Origin of the sequence: Flavobacterium sp. NPDC079362 (assembly GCF_050267765.1) — a bacterium.
Lineage (GTDB): Bacteria > Bacteroidota > Bacteroidia > Flavobacteriales > Flavobacteriaceae > Flavobacterium > Flavobacterium azizsancarii.
Map to the genome: position 1 here is coordinate 49862 of NZ_JBNNFM010000019.1, position 22415 is coordinate 72276.

Sequence of the window (22415 nt, forward strand, 5' to 3'; positions counted from 1 at the left end):
TTATTTTTTAATTAAAATTGTAAATTAACTCCCAACATGTATGTCTTAGCCTGAGGATAGAAACCTCTATCTACACCTTGCACATTGTTTACACCTGCAGTAGTCGCTCCTCCAATTTCAGGATCAAAACCAGTATATTTTGTAATTGTAAACAAGTTTTCACCTGTTACATAAAGTCTAACTTTTTGTAATGAAATACTTTCTATCCATTCTTTTGGGAATGAATATCCAAACTGAATTGTTTTGAATCTAAAGAAATCACCATTTTGTAAATGAAAAGTTGACGGGTTGTTAAAGTTATTATTTGTATCAGCATTAGTAACTCTAGGATATGTATTTGAAGTTCCTTCTCCTGTCCAACGTCCTAAAACTTCTGTTTGATAGTTAGCATTCAAAACATCTAACCTTCTTAATCCCTGATAAATTTTATTTCCACCTGCTCCCTGACCAAAAACTAATAAGTCAAATCCACGGTAATCTAAGTTCAATGTTAAACCGTAAGTAAATTTAGGTAATGAACTTCCTAAGAACGTTCTGTCATCTGCTGTAATTTTACCATCACCATTAAGGTCTTCCCAACGGAAATCTCCTGGTTTAGCATTTGGCTGAATTATCGCGCCTGTCGAACTTTTGTAAGAATCAATTTCTGCCTGATTCTGAAAGATACCAGCTGTTTTAAATCCGTAGAATGAGTTGTAAGCATGACCTACCTGAGTTCTGTTGATTTCATAAGTTGTAGATTGAACTTTTTCAGTACCTACTACAAAGTCAACTCCTTTGTCGATGTATGTCACTTCGTTTTGGATATAAGAGAAGTTACCATTTACAGAAAGGTTCAATGCTCCAATTTTTTTACGGTATCCCAGTTCAATATCAAAACCTTTGTTTTGCATATCAGCTAAGTTTGCATAAGTATCTCCTGTAACTCCTACAAATCCAGGAATTGGCACTTTCATAATAATACCAGATGTTTTTTTGTTGAAAAAATCCACGCTTAAATTAAAGTCATGAAATAAAGTAGTTTCAAAACCAATATTTGCTTGTTTTGTTTCTTCCCATTTTAAGTCAGGATTAGGAATTGCATTTGGACTTTGTCCAGGAATTGGCAATCCATCAGCACCAACAGTATAATTTCTTTGGATTCCGATAGTAGACAAGTATAAGAAATCTGGTGAAGAGTCATTACCAGTTACACCATAACCTCCTCTAATTTTCAATGTGTTTACAACATTGTTATCTTTCCAGAATTCTTCTTTTGATGGTACCCAACCTAACGAAGCAGAAGGGAAAGTTCCGTATTTATGCGTTGGTCCAAATCTTGTAGAACCATCACGGCGAATAATACCTGAAACAATATATTTTTCTTTGTAATCATAGTTTACTCTTGAAAACACTGATTGTACTCTGTGTTCTACAGCTTGGCTATTATAAGCATTTGCAATTTTGTCTTTAATTGGAATATCAACATTAAAAGATGCATCTTTATGATTTGTAGCAGGAACGCCTCTGTAAGTAATATCGTTACCAGAAGTAATATTGTCTACATAAGTACCAACTCCTAATAAAACATTGAAATGGTGTTCTCCAATTTTTTTATCATAGTTTAATGTGTTTTCCCAGTTCCAGCTAAATGATCTTTTGTAAGATCTGAAAAGCTCATTAGTATTTTTTACTGTAGCATTATTCAAGTAAGATACCGGAGTAAAATTGTCAGATCCGTAAAAAGCTAATTTTCCACCAGCCACTGATTTAAATTTTAATCCTTTTAATACTTCTGCTTCAACATAAATGTTTCCAACAAAATTATCAGCAAAATCATTATTACCTAATCTTGTTTGTGCATAAGCAAGAGGGTTTGTATTCTCCTGAATAACATTAGTAGAAATACCATAATAATTACCATTTGCATCTTTAAGAGCATTTGCAGGAAATGTTTTGTAAACATCAGGATTAGTCTCAATAACCGGAGTTAATGGATCTAAGTTGATTGCTGAAGCTAATGGCCCGCCAAATTCATTATTTGTATTACCAATACCAATAGTTTTTTCGTGAGAATAACCTAAAGTTTGTCCAACTTTAATATAATTTCCAATTTTATGAGTAGAGTTTAATCGGATATTTTTTCTGTTGTAATTAGAAATTTCCGGTGTAACGATACCTTCCTGGTCGATTAAACCAAAAGACATATAAAAAGTAGATACATCATTACCTCCACTAAGACTTAATTCCTGAGAAGTACGTTGAGCATGTTTATCAAAAATAACATCTTGCCAATCTGTTCCTTTTCCAAATCCTGCAACCTGAGCAGGAGTATATTTTGGAGCTTGTCCAGCATTTACAGCAGACTCGTTCATAATCATTGCATACTGAGAGCCATTAAGTAAATCTAATTTTTTTGCTGGAGCCGAAGTTCCTGAAAAACCATTATAATTTACATTGATCTTTCCTGCTTTTCCTTTTTTGGTAGTAACAAGGATTACCCCAGCCGCAGCACGAGAACCGTAAATAGCACCCGAAGCACCATCTTTTAATACCTCGATAGACTCAATATCAGACTGGTTCAAATAACCTATACCTCCATTGTCTACTACTACACCATCAACAACCCATAAAGGATCATTATTATTCAAGGTAGTAAAACCACGAACACGTATTGTAGAAGCAGATCCCGGTTGTCCTGCATTTGAAGCAATAGATACCCCTGAAACTCTACCTTGTAAAGCTTGCTCTACTCTTGTAATAGGAAGGTTTTCTAAATCCTTTGCTTTAACGCTGGAAATAGCACCTGTTACTACACTTCTTTTTTGAGTACCGTATCCTACCACTACAACCTCATTTAAACTTTGAGATTCAGGTCTCAATTTGATTTCAAGTTTTGTTCTTCCGCTTATTGCTTCTTGTACAGTAACGTATCCAACAAAGCTGATGCTTAAAGTTCCATTAGAAGGAGCAGTAATCTGAAATTTACCATCAAAGTCAGAAGCTGTCGCTTTGCTCGTGCCTTTAATTAAAATTGTAGCCCCAGGGACGGGCATTCCACTTTCATCATTAATTGTCCCGGTTACCGTAACATCTTGAGCCATTGCGATAACTGAAAACAGTAGAGACGAAACACAAAAAATAAGTAATTTTGTTAATTTCATTTTTCTAAAAATTTTGGTTAATTAATTAGTAATTTGATGCAATAATAAAGTTAAATTTTTACTATCAACAATAAAAATTCATTACAAAAACACATCAAAGCGTAATTTAATACTCTACAAAAACACATCAAATTATTTTTAATACCTCTAATTATCAATATTTTATACAAAATAATATATTGTTATAAAAATGTTAAGTAAAAAAATAAACACTACATTTATAAAATAATACCAAATTGATCATTTATTCAAAATAATTGCATGAAAACACAACATTGCAAATAATTAATTAAAAATTAAAACCCTTTATAAAACATTTCTAATAAAAATACATTCCAAATTTTATGAAATTCATAAATTCAATTTTAATACCATTTATATACATTTTCTTACATACACCTGTTTGTGCCCAGGTTAAAGGCATAGGAATACCAAGTATCAAAAACTATAAAAGGTCTGATTATCGAGGCGGAACCCAAAATTGGAGCATTGATCAGGATAAAAATGGCAATATGTACTTTGCCAACAATAATGGACTTATACAATTTGATGGCACAAGCTGGCACAAATATTCTCTTCCATCCCAAAATGAAATAAGGAGTTTAAAAATAGATTCGTCAGGTAAAATCTTTGTGGGAGGAAATAATGAATTTGGTTATTTTCAAAATGATACAAAAGGAATTTTAAAGTACCATTCCTTATCCGATATGATAGATAAGAAGGACAAACAAAATATAAACTTAATATGGAGAATTCATCTTTTTAATGGAGAAGTGATTTTTCAATCTTTTACAAAAGTATTTTTCCTCAAAAATAATAAGCTGCGATTTATAAATGCGCCTTCAAAATTTCAGTTTTCTTTTTTAGTAAATAACCGCCTTTATTTTCAGGATAAATCATTGGGAATTCTGGAATATAAAAACAAAAAACTCAAACAAATACAGGGAACAACATTTTTTAATGATAAAGAAATTTGGTCCGTATTCCCGCTTCCTAACAACAAAATGCTTTTAGCAACCTTAGAGAAAGGTCTTTTTATATCTGACAATACTACTGTAAAACCATGGGAAACTGAAGCAAATGCTTTTATTAAGAAAAACACATCCCTTGGCGGCTCTATGATAAAAGGTAAATTTATTGTGCTTAATTCTGTTTTAGACGGCGTTATAGTCTGTGATCTCAATGGTAAAATAATTCAACATTTAAATCGTCAAAAAGGCCTTCAGAACAATACTATACTTACCTCTTTTATTGATAATAAGGACAACATCTGGTTGGGGCTTGACAACGGAATTACCTTTGTTAATGAGAATTCTCCTTTTTCTTATTTTGACTATAGTTATAATATAGGTACTGTATATGCATCGACAGTTTTTAATGGAAATTTGTATGTAGCAACAAATCAGGGATTATTTTATCATTCCTGGAATACACCATTTAAAGACAGTCCGTTTACCAGAGTCGAAGGAACGATTTCGCAAGCATGGAATATTCAGGTAATAAACAACGTACTTATTTGTGCCAGCAACAGCGGGGCGTTAGTTATTGATCATAATAAGGTATCTAAAAAACTGGATTCAAGAGGATATTTTGGATTTAAGACAATACCTAATCACGAAGGCTATATTATAGGAGAAAGCTATAATGGTTTTAGTATTTTTAAAAAATCAGCAGACGGATTCGAATATTCACATCAGGTTGCAGGGTTTGATGAAACAACAAATACTTTTTCGATCGAACTGGACCAAGACTATTTATGGCTTAAGAAAGACCCTTTTTTATACCAAATGAAATTATCCGGAGATTTAAAAAAGTTTGATTATATAAAAAAGCATAAAAACATTTCAGGAGCCTATACCGGAATCGGAAGCTTGCAGAACATCAATAATATAGTTTATTTTCAAACAAAAAACCATTTTTTCAGGTTCTCCAGAGAGCAGGGAACATTTTTTGAAGACAAAAAAATAACAGCTCTTTTTAATGGAATACCAGCCATAACAACTCTGATCGAAGATTCTCAGGGAAATTTATGGTATGCCCACAACGAATCTTTAGGTGTTTTAACGAAAAATCAAAACGGAACCTTTACCAAAAAACAGGCGCCGTTTTCAAATTTATCCGGTAATCTGGTCAATAACTATATTTCTGTAAACACGATAGATCCTGAAAATATTTTTATAGGACAAACGGACGGATTAACACATTACGACTCTAAATTTCCGAACTCATTTATAACAAAACCTAAAGTATTTATAGAAAGTTTTACTTTTCCGGGAGATACCATCTTAACAGGTAACATACCTGAAAATCATCAGATATACACGGTTCCTTACAGCTCGAACCATGTTAAGTTTACTTTTTCATCACCTACATATGAAAATCAGGAAAACGTGACGTACTCCTATAAACTGGAACCTTTTGAAGAAAATTGGCGTGCCTGGTCGACGCTATCAATAAAAGAATACACCAACTTAAGGGAAGGTACTTATGCAATGAAACTCAAAGCCAAAAATAGTTATGGTGTCGAATCTAATATTTCAGAAATCACCTTTACAGTTTCACCTCCGTGGTACAGGCATTTTTTAGCGTACCTTGTTTACTTCATTTTACTTATTACAGCGATATATATCATTTCGAATAGAATTAAGCTCAAAATCAGAAAAAACAGGTATTACGAAACGATTGAACAAAGAAGATTATATCTTGAAAAAGAATCGAAAATACGCCATGAACAACATGAACTTGAAAAGGAGATTGAAAAACTAAAGAATGATAAACTGCAGATAAAAATTCTGGCAAAAGACAAAGAATTGGTAAACAACTCTTTGCAAGTCGTAAAGAAAAACAAAATTCTAAACGGTATCATTTACAAATTGAAAGATATTGATACGAATATTTTAGATGATTCTACCAAATTCGAATTCAACAAATTACATAAAAGTATTGTAAAGGAAGTCAACACAGATAAGAGCTGGAAAGATCTGGAGAAACACATCAAAAACGTACATTTTGAATTCTTAAAACGATTAAAAGAAAAGTACCCTACAATTTCGCCACGAGAACTCGATTTATCCACTTACTTATTAATGAATATGTCTACAAAAGAAATAGCCGAAATTATGAATATTTCAACCGGAGGTGTTGAACTGGCGCGTTATCGATTAAGGAAAAAACTAGGCTTAAACAAAAAAGAAAACCTTATTGGTTTCCTGATGAGTATTTAAATTAAAAAGCCATTCGCTAACGAATGGCTTTTTGTTATTTTATGTATTGCAATATTCTTTCCAGGGCCATTCCTCTGGAACCTTTTATTAGAATTGTATTTTCATTAAAGTGAATTGTTTCTAAATATTCTGTAAAAGAATCAAACGTTTCAAAAAACTGGAGATTCTTTTTAGAAATTCTATTTTCATAAAATGATTTCCCGATCAGATAACAAATAGAATTATCCTGAGCAGCTAAAGAATCAACAAGTATTTTATGCTCCTGATGACTTTCATTTCCCAATTCAAACATGTCGCCCAAAATCATGATTTTATTCTGATTTTCTAATTGCAAAAAATTAGTTATTGCCACGGCCATACTGCTTGGATTTGCATTATAGGCGTCTAAAATAATTTGATTCGATTCAATTCTTAACAATTGCGACCTGTTATTCTCCGGTATATAGTTTTCGATCGCATGTTTAATGTCATTTTCATCAACTTTAAAATAATGTCCTATTGCAACTGCTGCATTGATATTATTAGCATTGTAAAGACCAATTAAATGCGATTCTATACTAAAATTATCATATTCTATAACTACAAAAGGATTTGCCTGAATTTTTCTGATATTTGTATTGGCTTCATTATTATTTACTCCGAAAGTAAATAGTTTAATACCCGCAGATTTCTCCATCTGAATGGGATCTTCAAGGTTTACAAAGGCTATTTTATCATTGTTTGCCAGAAATCGGTACATCTCGCTTTTCCCTTCAATTACACCTTCAACACCGCCAAAACCTTCTAAATGCGCTTTACCAAAATTGGTGATATAGCCATAATCAGGCTGGGCAATTTCGCATAAAAATTCAATTTCTTTTTTATGATTGGCCCCCATTTCAACAATTCCAATTTCCGTTTCCTCCGTAAAAGACAACAAAGTCAACGGCACGCCAATATGATTGTTTAGATTTCCTATGGTAGCCTTAGTATTGTATTTTTTGGCCAAAACAACATTAATAAGTTCTTTGGTTGTTGTTTTTCCGTTACTTCCTGTCAAAGCTATTATAGGTAATTTTAAATAGGAACGATGAAATTTTGCTAATGCCTGCAACGTTTCCAAACTATTTTCAACAAGAATGGTTCTTTCATCAATAGCATAAGACGCATTATCAATAATAACAAATGAAGCCCCTAATTCCAGCGCAGAAACAGCAAAGGTATTGGCATCGAAATTTTCGCCTTTAATAGCAAAAAACATAGAATCCTTTTCAATTTTTCTTGTATCAATTGAAACTGATTTGCACTTCAAAAATAAGTTATGAATGTCCTGAATATTCATTTAAAAAAATATTTACATTTTATAAAATTAACCATAAAAAAATTCCAAATTCCAAAATCTGAATGTTTTCAGTATGGAATTTGGAATTTTTTTTTTGGTTTTCTGAAATTTAGTTTCTAGGTGATCTTCTTTTTTCAGTTTTAGCACCTACTCTAGACATCGCACATCTAAATCCGATGTAGTCTGTTGCCATATCCTGAGGGAAATATCTTCTTTGAGCCGGATCTAACCAATATGCTCTGTCTCTCCAAGAACCACCTTTGTAAACTCTTACGTTATCATCGATAAGTGTCGTACGTTTACTAGTGTTGTCATATTTTCTTACCATCTGACCTAAACTGTCTGTTGTTACATTATGCTTAGGAGAGTTATACATTGACTGATCTGCTTTAGCTCCTGCTTCAGCATCTCCAAAATCAAAATATTTAGATGATTGTTTGTCACCATCTCTATAGTTGATATTATCACTTGTACTAAAATTTTGCCTCAAATAAGTTTCATTTTCATCAACTGGTACCTGAGCAATTTCTCCTGGTAAATTTGTTGCAACTTTTTTACCGTTACTTAACGTTTTGTATTGAATATTATCTTTAGTGATAATTTCAATTTTACCGTCTTTACCAATTTTATTTTTAGCGTATTGATTTCCTCTAAAGTAGTTAAAATCATTTGCTTCATTATCAATAATAGGTCTGTAAACATCGGCAACCCATTCGGCTACGTTCCCAGCCATATCGTATAATCCAAAATCATTAGGAGCATAGCTTTTTACTGCATTAGTAATATCTGCACCATCATCAGACCAACCTGCAATTCCACCGTAATCACCGTTTCCTTGTTTAAAGTTAGCCAATTGATCTCCTCTGTTTTTACGTTTAGATGAACGTGTATAATCTCCGGACCAAGGATATTTCTTTTGTCCTTTTATTATATTGTATTCTCTTTGCCCAACATCTGCTGCTGCTGCATATTCCCATTCTGCTTCTGTAGGAAGTCTGTATTCCGGCAAGATAACTCCTGAAGAACGTTGTGCGTAAACATTCTTTTCTTCTGGAACCACACCGTCTTTTCCTGCTTTTGGTCTTTTTCCGTTAGGGTTTTTCTTTAATACCAGTTCTTCATTACCACCATAAGTAGTAGAAGGTGAAGCCAGGTAAGCTTCTGTATTAAAAATACTTTCTGCAGTAACATCTTGTGTTTTTGCACCTTTTTTAAGATAACCATTTTTCTCTAAAACTGCTTCGTTTACACGATCAGTTCTCCATTTACTAAATTCAACAGCCTGAATCCAGTTAACACCTACTACAGGATAGTTAGCATATGAAGGATGTCTTAAATAGTTATTAGTCATCGTTTCATTATATCCTAAACGATTTCTCCATACTAAAGTATCCGGAGATGCTCCTTCATAGATATTTTTATAGTTTTCTTCTGTTGGAGGAAAAACTTTCTTTAACCATTCCAGGTATTCTAAGTACATACCATTGGTAACTTCTGTTTCATCCATATAAAATGACTGAACGTGCTGTTGGGTCGCTGTGTTATTCCAATCATGCATAACATCATCTTGTACTTTACCCATTGTAAATGTACCCCCTTCAACAAAAACCAAACCAGGACCAGCCTGTTGTTTTTTTCCTGCATTTCTGGCAGCAGTTCCATTCTGACTATCTACATCCCAACCAGTAGCTCTGGAAGCACGACTGGAACTCGATTTTTTGCTACAACTAGCCGTGCCTAACATCAATATCATTGACATCATTAATTGCAAGACTACAATTTTGTTTACTTTCATACTCATTCTTAGGTGATAAATTTAGGTGCTGCAATATAATAATTAACGTTTAATTAGCAACATCTGTTCTAATAATTTTATTTAACTGTTTTTTACCAGAAAATAACCTATAATTACGAACGCAAAAATATACTTTTTATTATTTACTATAACATGAAACACTATATTTTTACTTACTAATTTTTTTTTAATCCAAAACCCTCTGATTCACCTCTGAAACAATCCATAATCCTCCTTTTTTTCTTAGCACCACTTATCTAATTTCATCAGATAAACAGTAGCTTCGCACGAGATTAGCAAAATAAAAAAGAACTATTTTTTCGTTACTTAAAAATAATGATCTTTTACTTTTCAAGCAGTAGCTTTTGACGCGATACTACTAAAAAAAACATAACTTTACCGTTTAACCTGAACGAATCAACCTACATAAACGCCAGTTCCGCACAAATAACATCCATTTTACAAGAACCTATTTCAGCTCCTGAGTTAGATGATTTATTACCCGAAAACATCCTTCTAAAACTAAATAACAGATTAAAAACAACTGCTTCAGGAGACACAAGACAATCTTTCCTCTTACCGACACCTATAATAAGGAAGCAAACCGCTCTTTAGAGCCAAACACTTCTGGCGACTATCAATTTCATCAGACCAACAAAATGCACCTTATATATATATATATGTAGCGATTTTGGTTTTAAAAATTATTTTTATCGATCGACGGCAAGAATTTCGTCGACTTTACTCTTCAATAAATTAAAAACAATCTCTGCTCTAACCTAATAATTAGATATAGCCCTGCAATGTCATTTTAAATTCCTAAAAACGAATAAAGACGCAACACTGATTAAACAGGAGAAACGTATAAAAATAAGCCTCAGAACAATATTAGACCAAAAGTTAAGTTATATACTAACGACAAAACTTTTGTACCAGATAGAATGAAAACAAATTCCCCATTTTACTGGCACTTCCTGAAGATAAAACGGAATCAATACAAAAAGCGGAATCGAATAAAACAAGATCTGAAGTTTTACCGGCACATACAACATTAGCTTACAAGTCAGGATATTTACAACAATCCCGTTACAATTAAAACATTTTTTATCTTTACAGAATACAAACCATTTGCTCCCGTTCTTAATTATCTTAATCTATTTTCTACCTAAACTTCGATTCTGACTTTCACACAATCCCTGCAAACCTTTGGTTGTCCAGGCTCTGACCATGATAATTACAGAAAAATAGTCTGGACGAAAATCAAGATCATTACAATACAAAGCTTTTTATTCAGCAAAACAATCTGAGACACAAAAAGGCGATTTTACCCACTAAATCATAAAGAAGTTTATCTTTATAAACTTACGGTCAAATCTAATTTGAGAAATAAAAAGGCAGAAAAGTACGAAAAGCTTGTCATCTTATAATTATATATATATTTGTATCATAAATAAGTTAAGTTCCCTAAATGAAAAAAATATCACTACTTTTAATTTGTTCTTTTATTCTTTTTAAAGCACAGGCTCAGGAAAATCGACCTATTACGACTGGAGTCCCATTTTTGTTAGTTGCAGCAGATGCCAGAGCAGCCGGTTTAGCTGATCAGGGTGTAGCGACATCATCAGATGCTTTCTCTCAGCAATGGAACCCTGCAAAATATGCTTTTGCAGTCGACAAGCAGGGCTTCTCAATTAGCTATACCCCTTACCTAACGGATTTAGCCAATGACATTTCTCTTGGACAGGTCACGTACTACAACAAAATAAATGACAGAAGTGCCTTTGCCGGCAGTCTTCGTTATTTTGGTTTTGGAGATATTGAATTAAGAACAACAGGCGATCCTAATGAAGCCGCAAGAATAGTATCACCAAACGAGTTCGCATTAGACGGATCATATTCTTTGAAGTTAAGCGAAACATTCTCGATGGCAGTTGCCGCAAGATACATTCGTTCCAATTTAAAAATTGCCTCAGAAGATGTTGATGCTTCACCCGCCAGTACTTTTGCAGTAGACATTGCAGGGTTCTATCAATCTGAAGAAATTGCTTACTCAAATTTTAACGGAAGATGGAGAGCAGGTTTCAACATGCAAAATCTGGGTCAAAAAATAAGCTATGACAATGATGATTTAAGCTCAAACTTTTTACCGGCTAATCTTAGACTGGGCGGAGGTTTCGATTTTATTTTCGATGATTCTAATAAGGTAGCACTTAGTGTTGAGTTTACTAAACTTTTAGTGCCAACACCTCCAGGACCGGGAACTCCTGTTGACGCAAATGGAGATGGCGATTATGATGACCCGGGAGACATCTCTCAGGAGAAGGCAAATGCCACAAACTTCAAAAACTATAATGACATCGGTTGGGTTTCAGGGATTTTTAAATCATTTGGAGATGCACCGGGAGGTTTCAGCGAAGAATTAAAAGAAATTACCTACAGTGTAGCAGCAGAATACATGTATCAGGATGCATTTGCATTACGAGCAGGATATTTTCATGAAAGCCCACAAAAAGGAGCAAGACAATTCTTTTCTTTAGGAGCCGGATTTAAATACAATGTTGTTAAAGTCGATGTTTCCTACTTATTTTCGACATCAAAAATAAAAAATCCGTTAGAAAACACACTTCGTTTTTCTTTAACCTTTAACTTTGGTGACAAATACGAAGTTTATTAAACAGAAAAAATAAAAATTCAATAACAATCCAAATTTCTATTTCTTAGAAATTTGGATTTTTTTTCCCATAAAAACAAATGAAAAACATAAGCATTACATCATCATTTATAGTTTACGACACACTGCAAGAACTTTCAGCAGACATTCAGGATTTAATGAATCAGGCTGTCGAAGTTCGCAAAAAAGCATACGCACCCTATTCTCAATTTAGGGTTGGGGCAGCATTATTATTAGATAACGGAAAAATAGTTTTAGGATCAAATCAGGAAAATGCAGCTTATCCTTCCGGACTTTGCGCAGAACGTGTAGCCATTTTCCACGCAGGAGCCATTTACCCTGAAGCCAAAATTTTAAAAATTGCCATAACAGCAGCTTCAGACACCAATCAAACTACAGCACCAATCCCACCTTGCGGTTCATGCCGCCAATCTATTGCAGAATACGAAATCAGGCAAGAGACCCCTATAGAAATCTTTTTTATGGGAGAAATTGGCGAAGTTTACAAATCAGCATCCCTAAAAAATCTGCTCCCTTTTATGTTTGATAAAAAGTTCTTGTAAAAAAAAGCCAAAAAGTGACGTTTAAATTTTACTTCTTAATAGGAATGTCTTATTTTTGCATCCCGACCTTTCGGGCGCAAATTTGTGGGAGGAAACTATTTTGCGTTATAGGCAACAATTGATAACACAAACAAACTTTAGCAAAAGAAAGAATTCAGATGAAAGAAGTTACAAAAGAAGTATATTTAAAGTGGTACGAAGACATGCTACTTTGGAGAAAGTTTGAAGACAAACTTGCAGCATTATACATTCAACAAAAAGTTAGAGGTTTTTTACACCTATATAATGGTCAGGAAGCTGTACTAGCAGGTGCCTTGCACGCTATGGACCTGACTAAAGATAAAATGATTACTGCTTACAGAAATCACGTTCAGCCAATTGGTATGGGTGTTGATCCTAGACGAGTAATGGCTGAGCTTTTAGGAAAAGCAACAGGAACTTCTAAAGGTATGGGAGGTTCTATGCACATTTTCTCTAAAGAACACCGTTTTTACGGAGGACACGGAATCGTAGGTGGACAAATTCCGGTAGGAGCTGGTTTAGCTTTTGCTGATAAATATTTTGAAACTGGCGGAGTTACTATGACCTATTTTGGTGATGGTGCAGCAAGACAAGGTTCACTACACGAAGCTTTCAACATGGCTATGCTATGGAAATTGCCAGTTGTTTTTATCGTTGAAAACAACGGTTATGCAATGGGAACTTCTGTAGAAAGAACTGCAAACCATACTGATATCTGGAAACTTGGTTTAGGATATGAAATGCCTTGCGGACCTGTTGACGGAATGAATCCTGTAAAAGTTGCTGAAGCTATGACTGAAGCAATTGACAGAGCACGTCGCGGAGACGGACCAACTTTCCTTGAAATGAAAACGTACCGTTACAGAGGACACTCAATGTCTGATGCACAATTATACCGCTCTAAAGAAGAGGTTGAAGAGTACAAAAAAATTGACCCAATTACTCAGGTTTTAGATGTAATTAAGGATCAAAAATATGCTACAGAAGAGGAAATCGAAGCAATTGACCAAAGAGTTAAAGATTTGGTTGAAGAATGTGTGAAATTCGCTGAAGAATCTCCATATCCTGAATTACAGCAATTGTATGATGTAGTTTACGCACAAGAAGACTATCCATTTACACCTCATAAACTATAACAATATTATGGCGATAAAAGTAACAATGCCTCGTTTGAGCGATACTATGACGGAAGGAACGGTAGCGACTTGGTTAAAAAAAGTAGGCGACAAAATTAGCGAAGGTGATATCCTTGCTGAAATTGAAACAGATAAAGCAACAATGGAATTTGAGTCTTTCAACGAAGGAACTCTTTTACATATTGGAATTCAAGAAGGGCAAACTGCTCCGGTTGATTCATTATTAGCGATCATTGGTAAAGAAGGAGAAGATATTTCTGCTCTTTTAGCTGGTGGTGAAGCTCCTGCTGCCAGTTCCGAAGCTTCGGAACCAAAAGCTGACGCTGCTCCTGCTGCAGAAACAAAATCAGAAACTCCTGCTCCAGCTGCAAAAGCTGCAACTGAACTTCCTAAAGGTGTTGTAGTTGTAACTATGCCACGTTTGAGTGATACAATGACAGAAGGAACAGTAGCAACCTGGTTGAAAAAAGTAGGCGACGCTGTTGCAGAAGGTGATATTTTAGCCGAAATTGAAACTGACAAAGCAACTATGGAGTTTGAGTCTTTCAATGAAGGAACATTATTATACATAGGAATTCAAGAAGGAAACAGCGCCCCTGTTGATAGTTTACTAGCTATTATCGGGCCTGCAGGAACTGACATTTCAGGAATTGCTGATAATTATACTGCCGGAGGTACTGCAACTGCAAGTGCTCCTGCTGCTGAAGAAACAAAATCTGCTCCCGCTGCTGAAAAAGCAACTGAAGCTGCTGCTGAAACTTCAAACGGAGGAAGAATTTTAGCTTCGCCATTAGCGAAGAAAATCGCTTCTGACAAAGGAATCCAATTAAATCAGGTTAAAGGTTCCGGAGAAAACGGACGTATCGTAAAAAGCGATATCGAAAACTTCTCTCCAGCTGCGCAAGCACCAGCTGCAACAGCAACCGCTGCTGCACCAAAAGCTGACGCCGCTCCTGCTGCACCAAAAGTATTTGTTCCTGCCGGAGAAGTTTTCACAGAAGAGATCAAAAACTCTCAGATGCGAAAAATTATCGCAAAACGTCTTGCAGAATCATTGTTTACAGCTCCTCACTACAATTTAGTGATCGAAGTAACCATGGATGATGCAATGGCCGCAAGAGCAACAATCAATAGTGTTCCGGATACAAAAGTATCTTTTAACGATATGGTAATTAAAGCTTGTGCTTTGGCCTTGAAAAAACATCCAAAAATTAACTCTCAGTGGAAAGAAGATGTTATCATCATCAACCACCATGTTAATATTGGTGTTGCCGTAGCTGTTGAAGACGGATTAGTAGTTCCTGTATTGAAATTTACAGATGCTATGAGTTTATCTCAAATTGGAGCTTCGGTAAGAGATCTTGCAGGAAGAGCTAAAAACAAAAAACTTGGACCACAAGAAATGGAAGGAAGTACTTTTACAGTATCTAACCTTGGAATGTTTGGTATCACTGAATTCAATTCAATTATCAACCAACCAAACTCTGCAATTCTTTCTGTAGGTGCAATTGTTGAGAAACCAGTAGTTAAAAACGGTCAGATTGTAGTAGGAAACACAATGATGTTATCATTAGCGTGTGACCACAGAACAATTGACGGTGCAACAGGCGCTCAATTTTTACAAACATTAAAACAATATATCGAAAGCCCGGTTACAATGTTGGCATAATTTTTTCATGTCAACCCGAGCATCCCGAAGCTTCGGGAGAAGGTTATTTATAATAAAATCCCGTTTTGTTTATTCAAAACGGGATTTTTTGTTTAATTTTCATCCTCAAATTCAATACTTCGTAAAATGAAAAAACTAATCCTTGCCACTTTATTCCTGACCATAATTGCCTGTCAGAAAAAGGACCAAACAGAAAAGACAACTGCCGTTACAGATGAACACAGTTATTCTAAACCAGAACTTGCCGTTGTAAAACATCTTGATCTTGACATAAAAGTCGATTTTGATACACAAACTATTTCCGGAAAAGCTTCCTGGTTAATTGACAACATCAGTAAAGGAAATGAAATTATATTCGACGAAAACACACTTAATATTACCAAAGTAACTTTAGGCGACGACGAAAAAGAAACCAAATTTGAATTAGGAAAGGATGTAGAATTCCACGGAAAACCACTTCATATTACAATCGAACCTAATACTACGAAGGTCAACATTTACTACAGCACCACAAAAGAGGCTATTGCCTTGCAATGGTTAACACCAGAACAAACAGCAGATAAAAAGAAACCTTTCCTTTTCTCTCAAGGAGAAAGTGTATGGTCACGCACCTGGATTCCTTGCCAGGATTCGCCGGGAATCCGTTTTACTTACAATGCAAAAGTTACCGTTCCTAAAGATTTATTAGCTGTAATGAGTGCCGTAAATCCACAGAAGAAAAACGACACCGGAGTTTATACCTTCAAACAAGACAAAGCAATTCCGTCGTACTTAATGGCAATTGCCGTAGGAGATCTCGAATTTCAATCTATAGACAACAGAACCGGAGTCTATGCAGAACCATCATTAATCAAAAAAGCTGCCTGGGAATTTGCCGAACTTGGAAAAATGGTTGTGGCTGCCGAAAAATTGTACGGTCCTTATCGTTGGGGACGTTATGACGTATTAGTTCTACCTCCAAGTTTTCCTTATGGCGGAATGGAGAACCCTAATCTAACTTTCCTAACTCCGGGAGTTATTGCAGAAGATCGTTCTTTAACCAGTTTACTGGCACACGAATTAGGACACAGCTGGAGTGGAAACTTAGTAACCAATGCAACATGGGACGACATTTGGTTAAACGAAGGCTTCACTACTTATGTAGAACACAGAATTGGAGAAGCTATCTTTGGGGAAAAAGAATTTGAAATGCAAAATGTTATTGTTCGCAAAGAATTAGTTGACAATATCGCTGAGCTAGGAAATACAAATCCCGACACAAGACTGAAAGTATCTTTGACAGGAAGAAATCCTGACGACGGAATAAGCATGATTCCATATGTAAAAGGTTACGCATTTTTAAGAGTAATTGAAAATGCAGTTGGACGCGAAAAATTTGATGTTTTCATTAAAAATTATTTCGACGCACACGCTTTTCAGTCCATCACCACAGAAGATTTCATTAAATACTACAATGAAAACCTTATAAAAGGAGACAAAGCACTTGCAGATAAAATAAAAGCAGAAGACTGGATTTACAAACCGGGAATTCCATCTAATATTACTCCGGTAAATTCAGTAGATTTTGATGCTATTGACAAACTTCAAAAAAGCTGGAGAGAAACAGGCGTTAAAGGATTAAGTCAAAAAATAACTACCACTACAGAAAAACAGTATTTTATAGATCACCTTCCAACAGATATTACACCAAAAGAGATGGAAGCAATAGATACTGAATTTAACTTTACAAAAGGCGGTAATTTCATCATCAAACGTCAATGGTTTATTCCATCTATTCGTTATAAATATGCAGCAGCATATCCTGCAATTGAACAATTCTTAATTGCAACGAGCAGAACAGGATCAGTTATGATGCTTTATAAAGAAATGGCAAAAACACCGGAAGGAAAAGCCTGGGCGAAAAAGATTTTTGACAAAGCAAAATCTGGTTATCACGCTACAACTGTTCAGGCTGTTGAAGGCATTTTGAAATAGCTGTGTTCATTCTCCGTTTACAGCTTCAGCATTCAGTGGAGCGCAAGCCGAAAACTGAGACTGAAACTGAGACTGAAAAAAAAATCCCCGATTACAAGCTGTAATCGGGGATTTTTTTATGCTTAATTTTTATTTTTAGCTTCTATCCACTTTGCCATGTATTTGGTACTTTTTAGAGTATGATGTTGCAACAAACTCCCCATGAAATTATGCAGACGATGATTCTCAGAATCATTCAAAAGCGAATTAATTTTTGTCACCAAAGCCGTTGAATACTTACTCAATTGATAACATTCATTCACAATTGCAACTCCATTTTTTTGAGATTGTTTCCACAAGTTTTCATCATGATATAACTCAACTGCTTTTTTTGCAAACAGTTCGACATCATCCGTAATAAAACCATTCCACGGTAAATTTGCATGCATTGCTTCAGAACCAATAGCCGAAGTTATGCTTGGCGTTCCACATTGCATTGCTTCTAATAGCTTACCTTTTAAACCGGCACCAAACCGAATTGGCGCAAGAACAATACGTGATTTCTTAACAATCTCATTTGCATTTTCAGCTCTTCCCATGATAAAAAAACCGTTTTTAGGCTGATGCAATTGCAATACTTTTTGCGAAGGATAAGCACCAAAAACCTCCAAAATAGCTTCCGGAAATTGCTTTTTGATCAATGGCCAAATCGTTTCTTTCAAATACTGAACCGTATTCCAATTGGGCTCATGAAGGAAATTACCAATGAATACAAAATTTTTACGCTCCTCAAACAAAGGCAATTTCAGAAGATCCAATTCAGACATTTCATATACCAGAAATGGCAAGTAGTAAAGCAAATCAGAATTAATTTTAAAAACCTCATTTAAAATTTTCATTTCAAATTCAGAAATAATAAAAGACAGATCGCATCTTAAAATACTGGCAACTTCACGTTTAGCAACTTCCTCAGACAACAAATCCAGAAGTTCGAAAGCCCTGTTTTCCTTAAAAGCTTTTTGTCTTGCCGTTCTTAAACAATGTAAATCTTCGGTATCCAATAACCGAATTGCTTTTGGACAATTTTCAGAAACCCGCCATCCAAATTGTTCTTCGATCATAAAACGATCAAACAAAACAACATCCGGATTCAATTCGATAATGAAATCATCAAAACTGGAATTATTGAGTTCTATGGATACTTTCTTTACTCCAAATTCAGATAAATCGACCATAAAATCACTGTCTAAAGCAGGGCTCGCAAATGTAATCTCAAATCCGTTTTGTTTAAAAATAGAAATCAATTGCATCATTCTTCGGCCCGCTGCAGACGAATTGGGTTCAGGCCACACAAAGCCAATGATTAAAAGTTTTTTTATCTGATTCATTTTAAAATATTTCAAGCTACAAAATAATGCTTTTTTGAGCGTAATCATACAATATTTCCTGATTTTTAGTAATAAAAAACACTAATTTTGCAAGAACTAAAATGCCGGGAAATTATGTTAGGATTAAAATTAGCCACAGACCCTCGTTGGGTAAATATAGTAGAATCGAATATCGAAGAAATTTTGACAGACCATGCGTGGTGTGAACAAAAAGCAGCTTCGAATGCAATAAGTTTAGTTACTTACAATTCTGAATTAGAAGAATTAGTAACCGAAATGCTCGTGATTGCCAGAGAAGAATTAGAGCATTTGCAAATGGTTCATGACATTATTAAAAAAAGAGGCTTGACATTAGGGCGCGAAAGAAAGGATCATTATGTAAATGAACTTTTTAAATTCATGAAAAAAGATGGCAGCCGAAAAGATGCACTTTGCGATCGTTTATTATTTTCAGCAATGATCGAAGCCAGAAGCTGCGAGCGTTTTAAAGTACTTTCGGAAAATATAAAAGATGAAGAATTAGCTAAATTCTATCGCGATTTAATGATTTCTGAAGCCGGTCATTATACTACTTTTCTAGGATTTGCAAGAAAATATACAGACAACATAGATATTGATAAACGCTGGAAAGAATGGATTGAATATGAAGGTTCAATTATTACTAATTACGGAAAAAGCGAAACCGTACACGGATAATAATCTTCAACATTCGATTTTAATCTTACCTATAAATACCATAATTTGTTATGTCAACAAATAAAACGAAGTCTATTTTATTAAAAACGGCTAAATACCTGGGAATTACTTTTGTGGTAATTATAGGTTTGTTATTCTTAACCCCTATTATTTTTGCTGACAAAATCAAAGAGCAGATTAAAAAAACAGCTAACGAAAAATTGACTGCAGAATTGAATTATTCTGACGTTTCTGTTTCCTTTTTTCAGCATTTCCCTTCCCTAACCCTAACTTTAAGCGATTTAAGCCTTAACGGATCAGCGCCTTATACAAGCGAAAAATTCATCACAGCAAAAGAGGTTTCTTTTGGAATTGACGTAGCCAGCCTTGTATTTAGCAAAGAAGTAAAAATTGATCAGATTTATTTATCCGACTCATTTATTAATGTAAAAGTAAATGCAAAAGGAGAAGCAAACTACAATGTTTACAAATCATCTGCGAATGCAACCGATCCTAAAGACAGCACTGACGCCGATGCATCACTAAAACTCGAAAAAATTGAAATTCTAAACAGTAAAATAATTTACGACGACTTGTCAACTAAAATTCATTTTGATGCTTTTGGATTTAATTATTTAGGAAAAGGGGATTTAACCAAAGCTGTTTTCGATTTATACTCAAAAGCCAAAATCGAAAAACTAAATATCGTTTATGAAGGCGAACCTTATTTAATGAACAAAAAGATTGATGCCGATTTAATTACTAAAGTAAATGTAAACTCGTTATCTTTCTATTTTCAACAAAACAACCTTAAAATCAACCAGCTTTTGGTAGATTTCAAAGGGAAATTTGATTTCCTGAAAGACGGCTACAACATGGATTTTGTCATTAAATCAGATAATAGTAAGCTGTATGACGTTTTTACAGCTTTTCCTCCCAAATACATTACCTGGCTTTCTAAGACCGAATTAAAAGGGAATACCAATCTACTTTTAACTTTAAAAGGAAACTATATTGCATCACAAAATATCGCTCCTGATCTTGATCTGGACGTAAAAATAGACAGCGGATTTGTAAATTATAACAAAAGTGCATTTCCGGTTTCTAATCTTAATTTAGAGGTAAAAACCAAAGTGCCGTCCTTAAATCCGGATCTTGTTATCGTTGACGCTAAAAACTTATCTTTAAACATCAACAAGGATTATTTAAAATCGAAATTCTATGTTGAAGGTATAAATACCCCAAATATCAATGCTGATTTTAAAGCTAAGATAGATCTGGAAAAACTAACCAAAGCATTAGGAATTCCTGCCATAGTTCTAAAAGGAAACCTTGAAGGAGACGCAAAAGCAAATGGAAAGTTTGATCTGAAAAACAAACTTTTCCCGGTTACAAACGGAACTATTAATTTGGAAAATGGATATCTAAAAACACCATACTACCCAAATCCTATTACAAATATTATTATCAAATCTACAATCAACAATCAAAAAGGAACTTTTGATGATTTGAAAGTAAGCCTAAAACCAACTCAATTTACATTTGAAGGCAAACCTGTTTTTGTAGAAGCTGACCTGAGCAACTTTAATGATTTAACGTACGATATTAAAGCGAAAGGCGAACTTGACATTAATAAAATATATAAAGTTTTCTCTCAAAAAGGACTTGATCTGGATGGTTTCGTAAAAGCTGATTTAGTTTTGAAAGGAAAACAAAGCGATGCAGAAAAAGGGAGATACAGCAAACTTTACAACAAGGGAACTCTCGAACTTAGAAATATTGGCATTACATCAGAATATTTACCAAAAAAATTCATCATCAAAGAAGGAATTTTCAAAATCAATCAGGACAAAATGTCGTTCAATAACTTTTTGGCTGCTTATGGCGAATCAGATTTTAAAATGAATGGATACCTGCAAAACGTTTTCAATTATGTAACCACAAATACAGGCGTTTTAAGAGGCTCTTTTAAGGCCACATCCCGATACATCAACGTTGATGAATTTATGTCAAATACTCCGGCAAATACTTCTGTAACACAAACCAAAACTGAAACTCCGGCGCCACAAACCGCAGCAAAAACGGGAGTAATTATAATTCCGACTAATTTAAATTTACAATTTACAGCAAATGCGCAAAAAGTAAATTTCGACAAGTTAAACCTTCTTAATGCAGTTGGAAACTTAAACATGAACAAAGGCAAGCTAAGCATGCAAAATACCGGTTTTAACTTAATTGGCTGCAATGTTGGTATGAATGCCAATTATCAGGCAATAACTCCACAAAAAGCAAATTTTGATTTTAGCATTAAAGCAGAAGATTTTGACATTAAGAAAGCCTACAACGAAATTGAAGTATTTAGAAAAATGGCCAGTGCTGCTGAAAAAGCACAAGGAATTGTTTCTGTAGATTATCAGTTAAAAGGAAGACTAAACGGGAACATGGATCCGGTTTATCCATCGCTTACGGGTGGAGGAACACTTTCTGTAAAAGATGTAAAAGTAAGAGGATTAAAAATGTTTAATGCCGTAAGCAAAGCAACAAACTCTGAATCTATGCAAAATCCCGACCTTTCTAAAGTTGATATTAAAACTACAATCAAGAACAATATCATGACTGTAGAGCGCTTTAAATTTAAGTTTTCCGGCTTTAGACCAAGAATTGAAGGAACAACAAGCCTGGACGGAAAACTAAACTTAAAAATGCGCTTAGGCCTACCTCCTCTTGGCATATTCGGAATTCCCCTAACCGTTACCGGAACACAGGATAACCCGAAAATAAAGCTAGGAAGAAAAGGTGAAGACCTTGAAGAAACTAAAGATTCTGAGTAAAAACTAAATTCCAATTTTGGAAATT

12 protein-coding genes are annotated in these 22415 nt (G+C 34.5%); 8 read left to right on the forward strand and 4 right to left on the reverse strand.

All coding sequences use genetic code 11. From position 1 onward, the window contains the following. Positions 1–11: 11 nt before the first annotated feature. Positions 12–3143, reverse strand: coding sequence for a SusC/RagA family TonB-linked outer membrane protein (locus tag ACQKCJ_RS16050; protein WP_271337049.1), 3132 nt, complete (start codon positions 3141–3143; stop codon positions 12–14). A gap of 344 nt (positions 3144–3487) precedes the next feature. On the opposite strand from ACQKCJ_RS16050, the gene ACQKCJ_RS16055 reads away from it, so the two are divergent. Further along, positions 3488–6367: a helix-turn-helix and ligand-binding sensor domain-containing protein gene (locus ACQKCJ_RS16055; RefSeq protein ID WP_271337050.1), complete on the forward strand. Its 2880-nt coding sequence runs from the start codon at positions 3488–3490 to the stop codon at positions 6365–6367. Positions 6368–6401: 34 nt separating this feature from the next. On the opposite strand, the gene ACQKCJ_RS16060 is transcribed toward ACQKCJ_RS16055, so the two are convergent. Continuing rightward, complete coding sequence (locus ACQKCJ_RS16060; protein WP_427402413.1) at positions 6402–7688, reverse strand: UDP-N-acetylmuramoyl-tripeptide--D-alanyl-D-alanine ligase; 1287 nt, start codon at positions 7686–7688, stop codon at positions 6402–6404. A 109-nt stretch (positions 7689–7797) separates the two neighbouring features. After that, positions 7798–9483: a gliding motility lipoprotein GldJ gene (gldJ, locus tag ACQKCJ_RS16065; RefSeq protein WP_271337057.1), complete on the reverse strand. Its 1686-nt coding sequence runs from the start codon at positions 9481–9483 to the stop codon at positions 7798–7800. 1468 nt (positions 9484–10951) lie between these two features. On the opposite strand from gldJ, the gene porV reads away from it, so the two are divergent. The 5 genes from porV to ACQKCJ_RS16090 all read left to right on the forward strand — a co-directional run bounded on the left by porV (position 10952) and on the right by ACQKCJ_RS16090 (position 17517). Next, complete coding sequence (gene porV, locus ACQKCJ_RS16070) at positions 10952–12157, forward strand: type IX secretion system outer membrane channel protein PorV (protein ID WP_271337052.1); 1206 nt, start codon at positions 10952–10954, stop codon at positions 12155–12157. Between the two features lie 77 nt (positions 12158–12234). Continuing rightward, positions 12235–12717 (forward strand): cytidine deaminase, encoded by a 483-nt coding sequence (gene cdd / locus ACQKCJ_RS16075; protein WP_271337053.1) that lies wholly within the window; start codon positions 12235–12237, stop codon positions 12715–12717. 158 nt (positions 12718–12875) lie between these two features. Next, positions 12876–13874, forward strand: a complete 999-nt coding sequence (pdhA, locus tag ACQKCJ_RS16080; protein ID WP_072954568.1) for a pyruvate dehydrogenase (acetyl-transferring) E1 component subunit alpha — start codon at positions 12876–12878, stop codon at positions 13872–13874. Between the two features lie 7 nt (positions 13875–13881). Beyond that, complete coding sequence (locus ACQKCJ_RS16085; RefSeq protein ID WP_271337054.1) at positions 13882–15543, forward strand: pyruvate dehydrogenase complex dihydrolipoamide acetyltransferase; 1662 nt, start codon at positions 13882–13884, stop codon at positions 15541–15543. Positions 15544–15669: 126 nt separating this feature from the next. After that, complete coding sequence (locus tag ACQKCJ_RS16090; RefSeq protein WP_271337055.1) at positions 15670–17517, forward strand: hydrolase/aminopeptidase; 1848 nt, start codon at positions 15670–15672, stop codon at positions 17515–17517. Between the two features lie 122 nt (positions 17518–17639). Here the strand turns inward: ACQKCJ_RS16090 and ACQKCJ_RS16095 are convergent, their stop codons facing one another. Then, positions 17640–18884 (reverse strand): glycosyltransferase, encoded by a 1245-nt coding sequence (locus ACQKCJ_RS16095; protein ID WP_271338111.1) that lies wholly within the window; start codon positions 18882–18884, stop codon positions 17640–17642. A gap of 114 nt (positions 18885–18998) precedes the next feature. Between ACQKCJ_RS16095 and ACQKCJ_RS16100 the strand changes: the two genes are divergently transcribed. Then, entirely contained in the window at positions 18999–19580 is a 582-nt protein-coding gene (locus ACQKCJ_RS16100) for a tRNA-(ms[2]io[6]A)-hydroxylase (RefSeq protein ID WP_035685975.1), read from the forward strand. Between the two features lie 50 nt (positions 19581–19630). After that, complete coding sequence (locus tag ACQKCJ_RS16105; RefSeq protein ID WP_427402414.1) at positions 19631–22390, forward strand: AsmA-like C-terminal region-containing protein; 2760 nt, start codon at positions 19631–19633, stop codon at positions 22388–22390. The last annotated feature ends 25 nt before the right edge of the window (positions 22391–22415 follow it).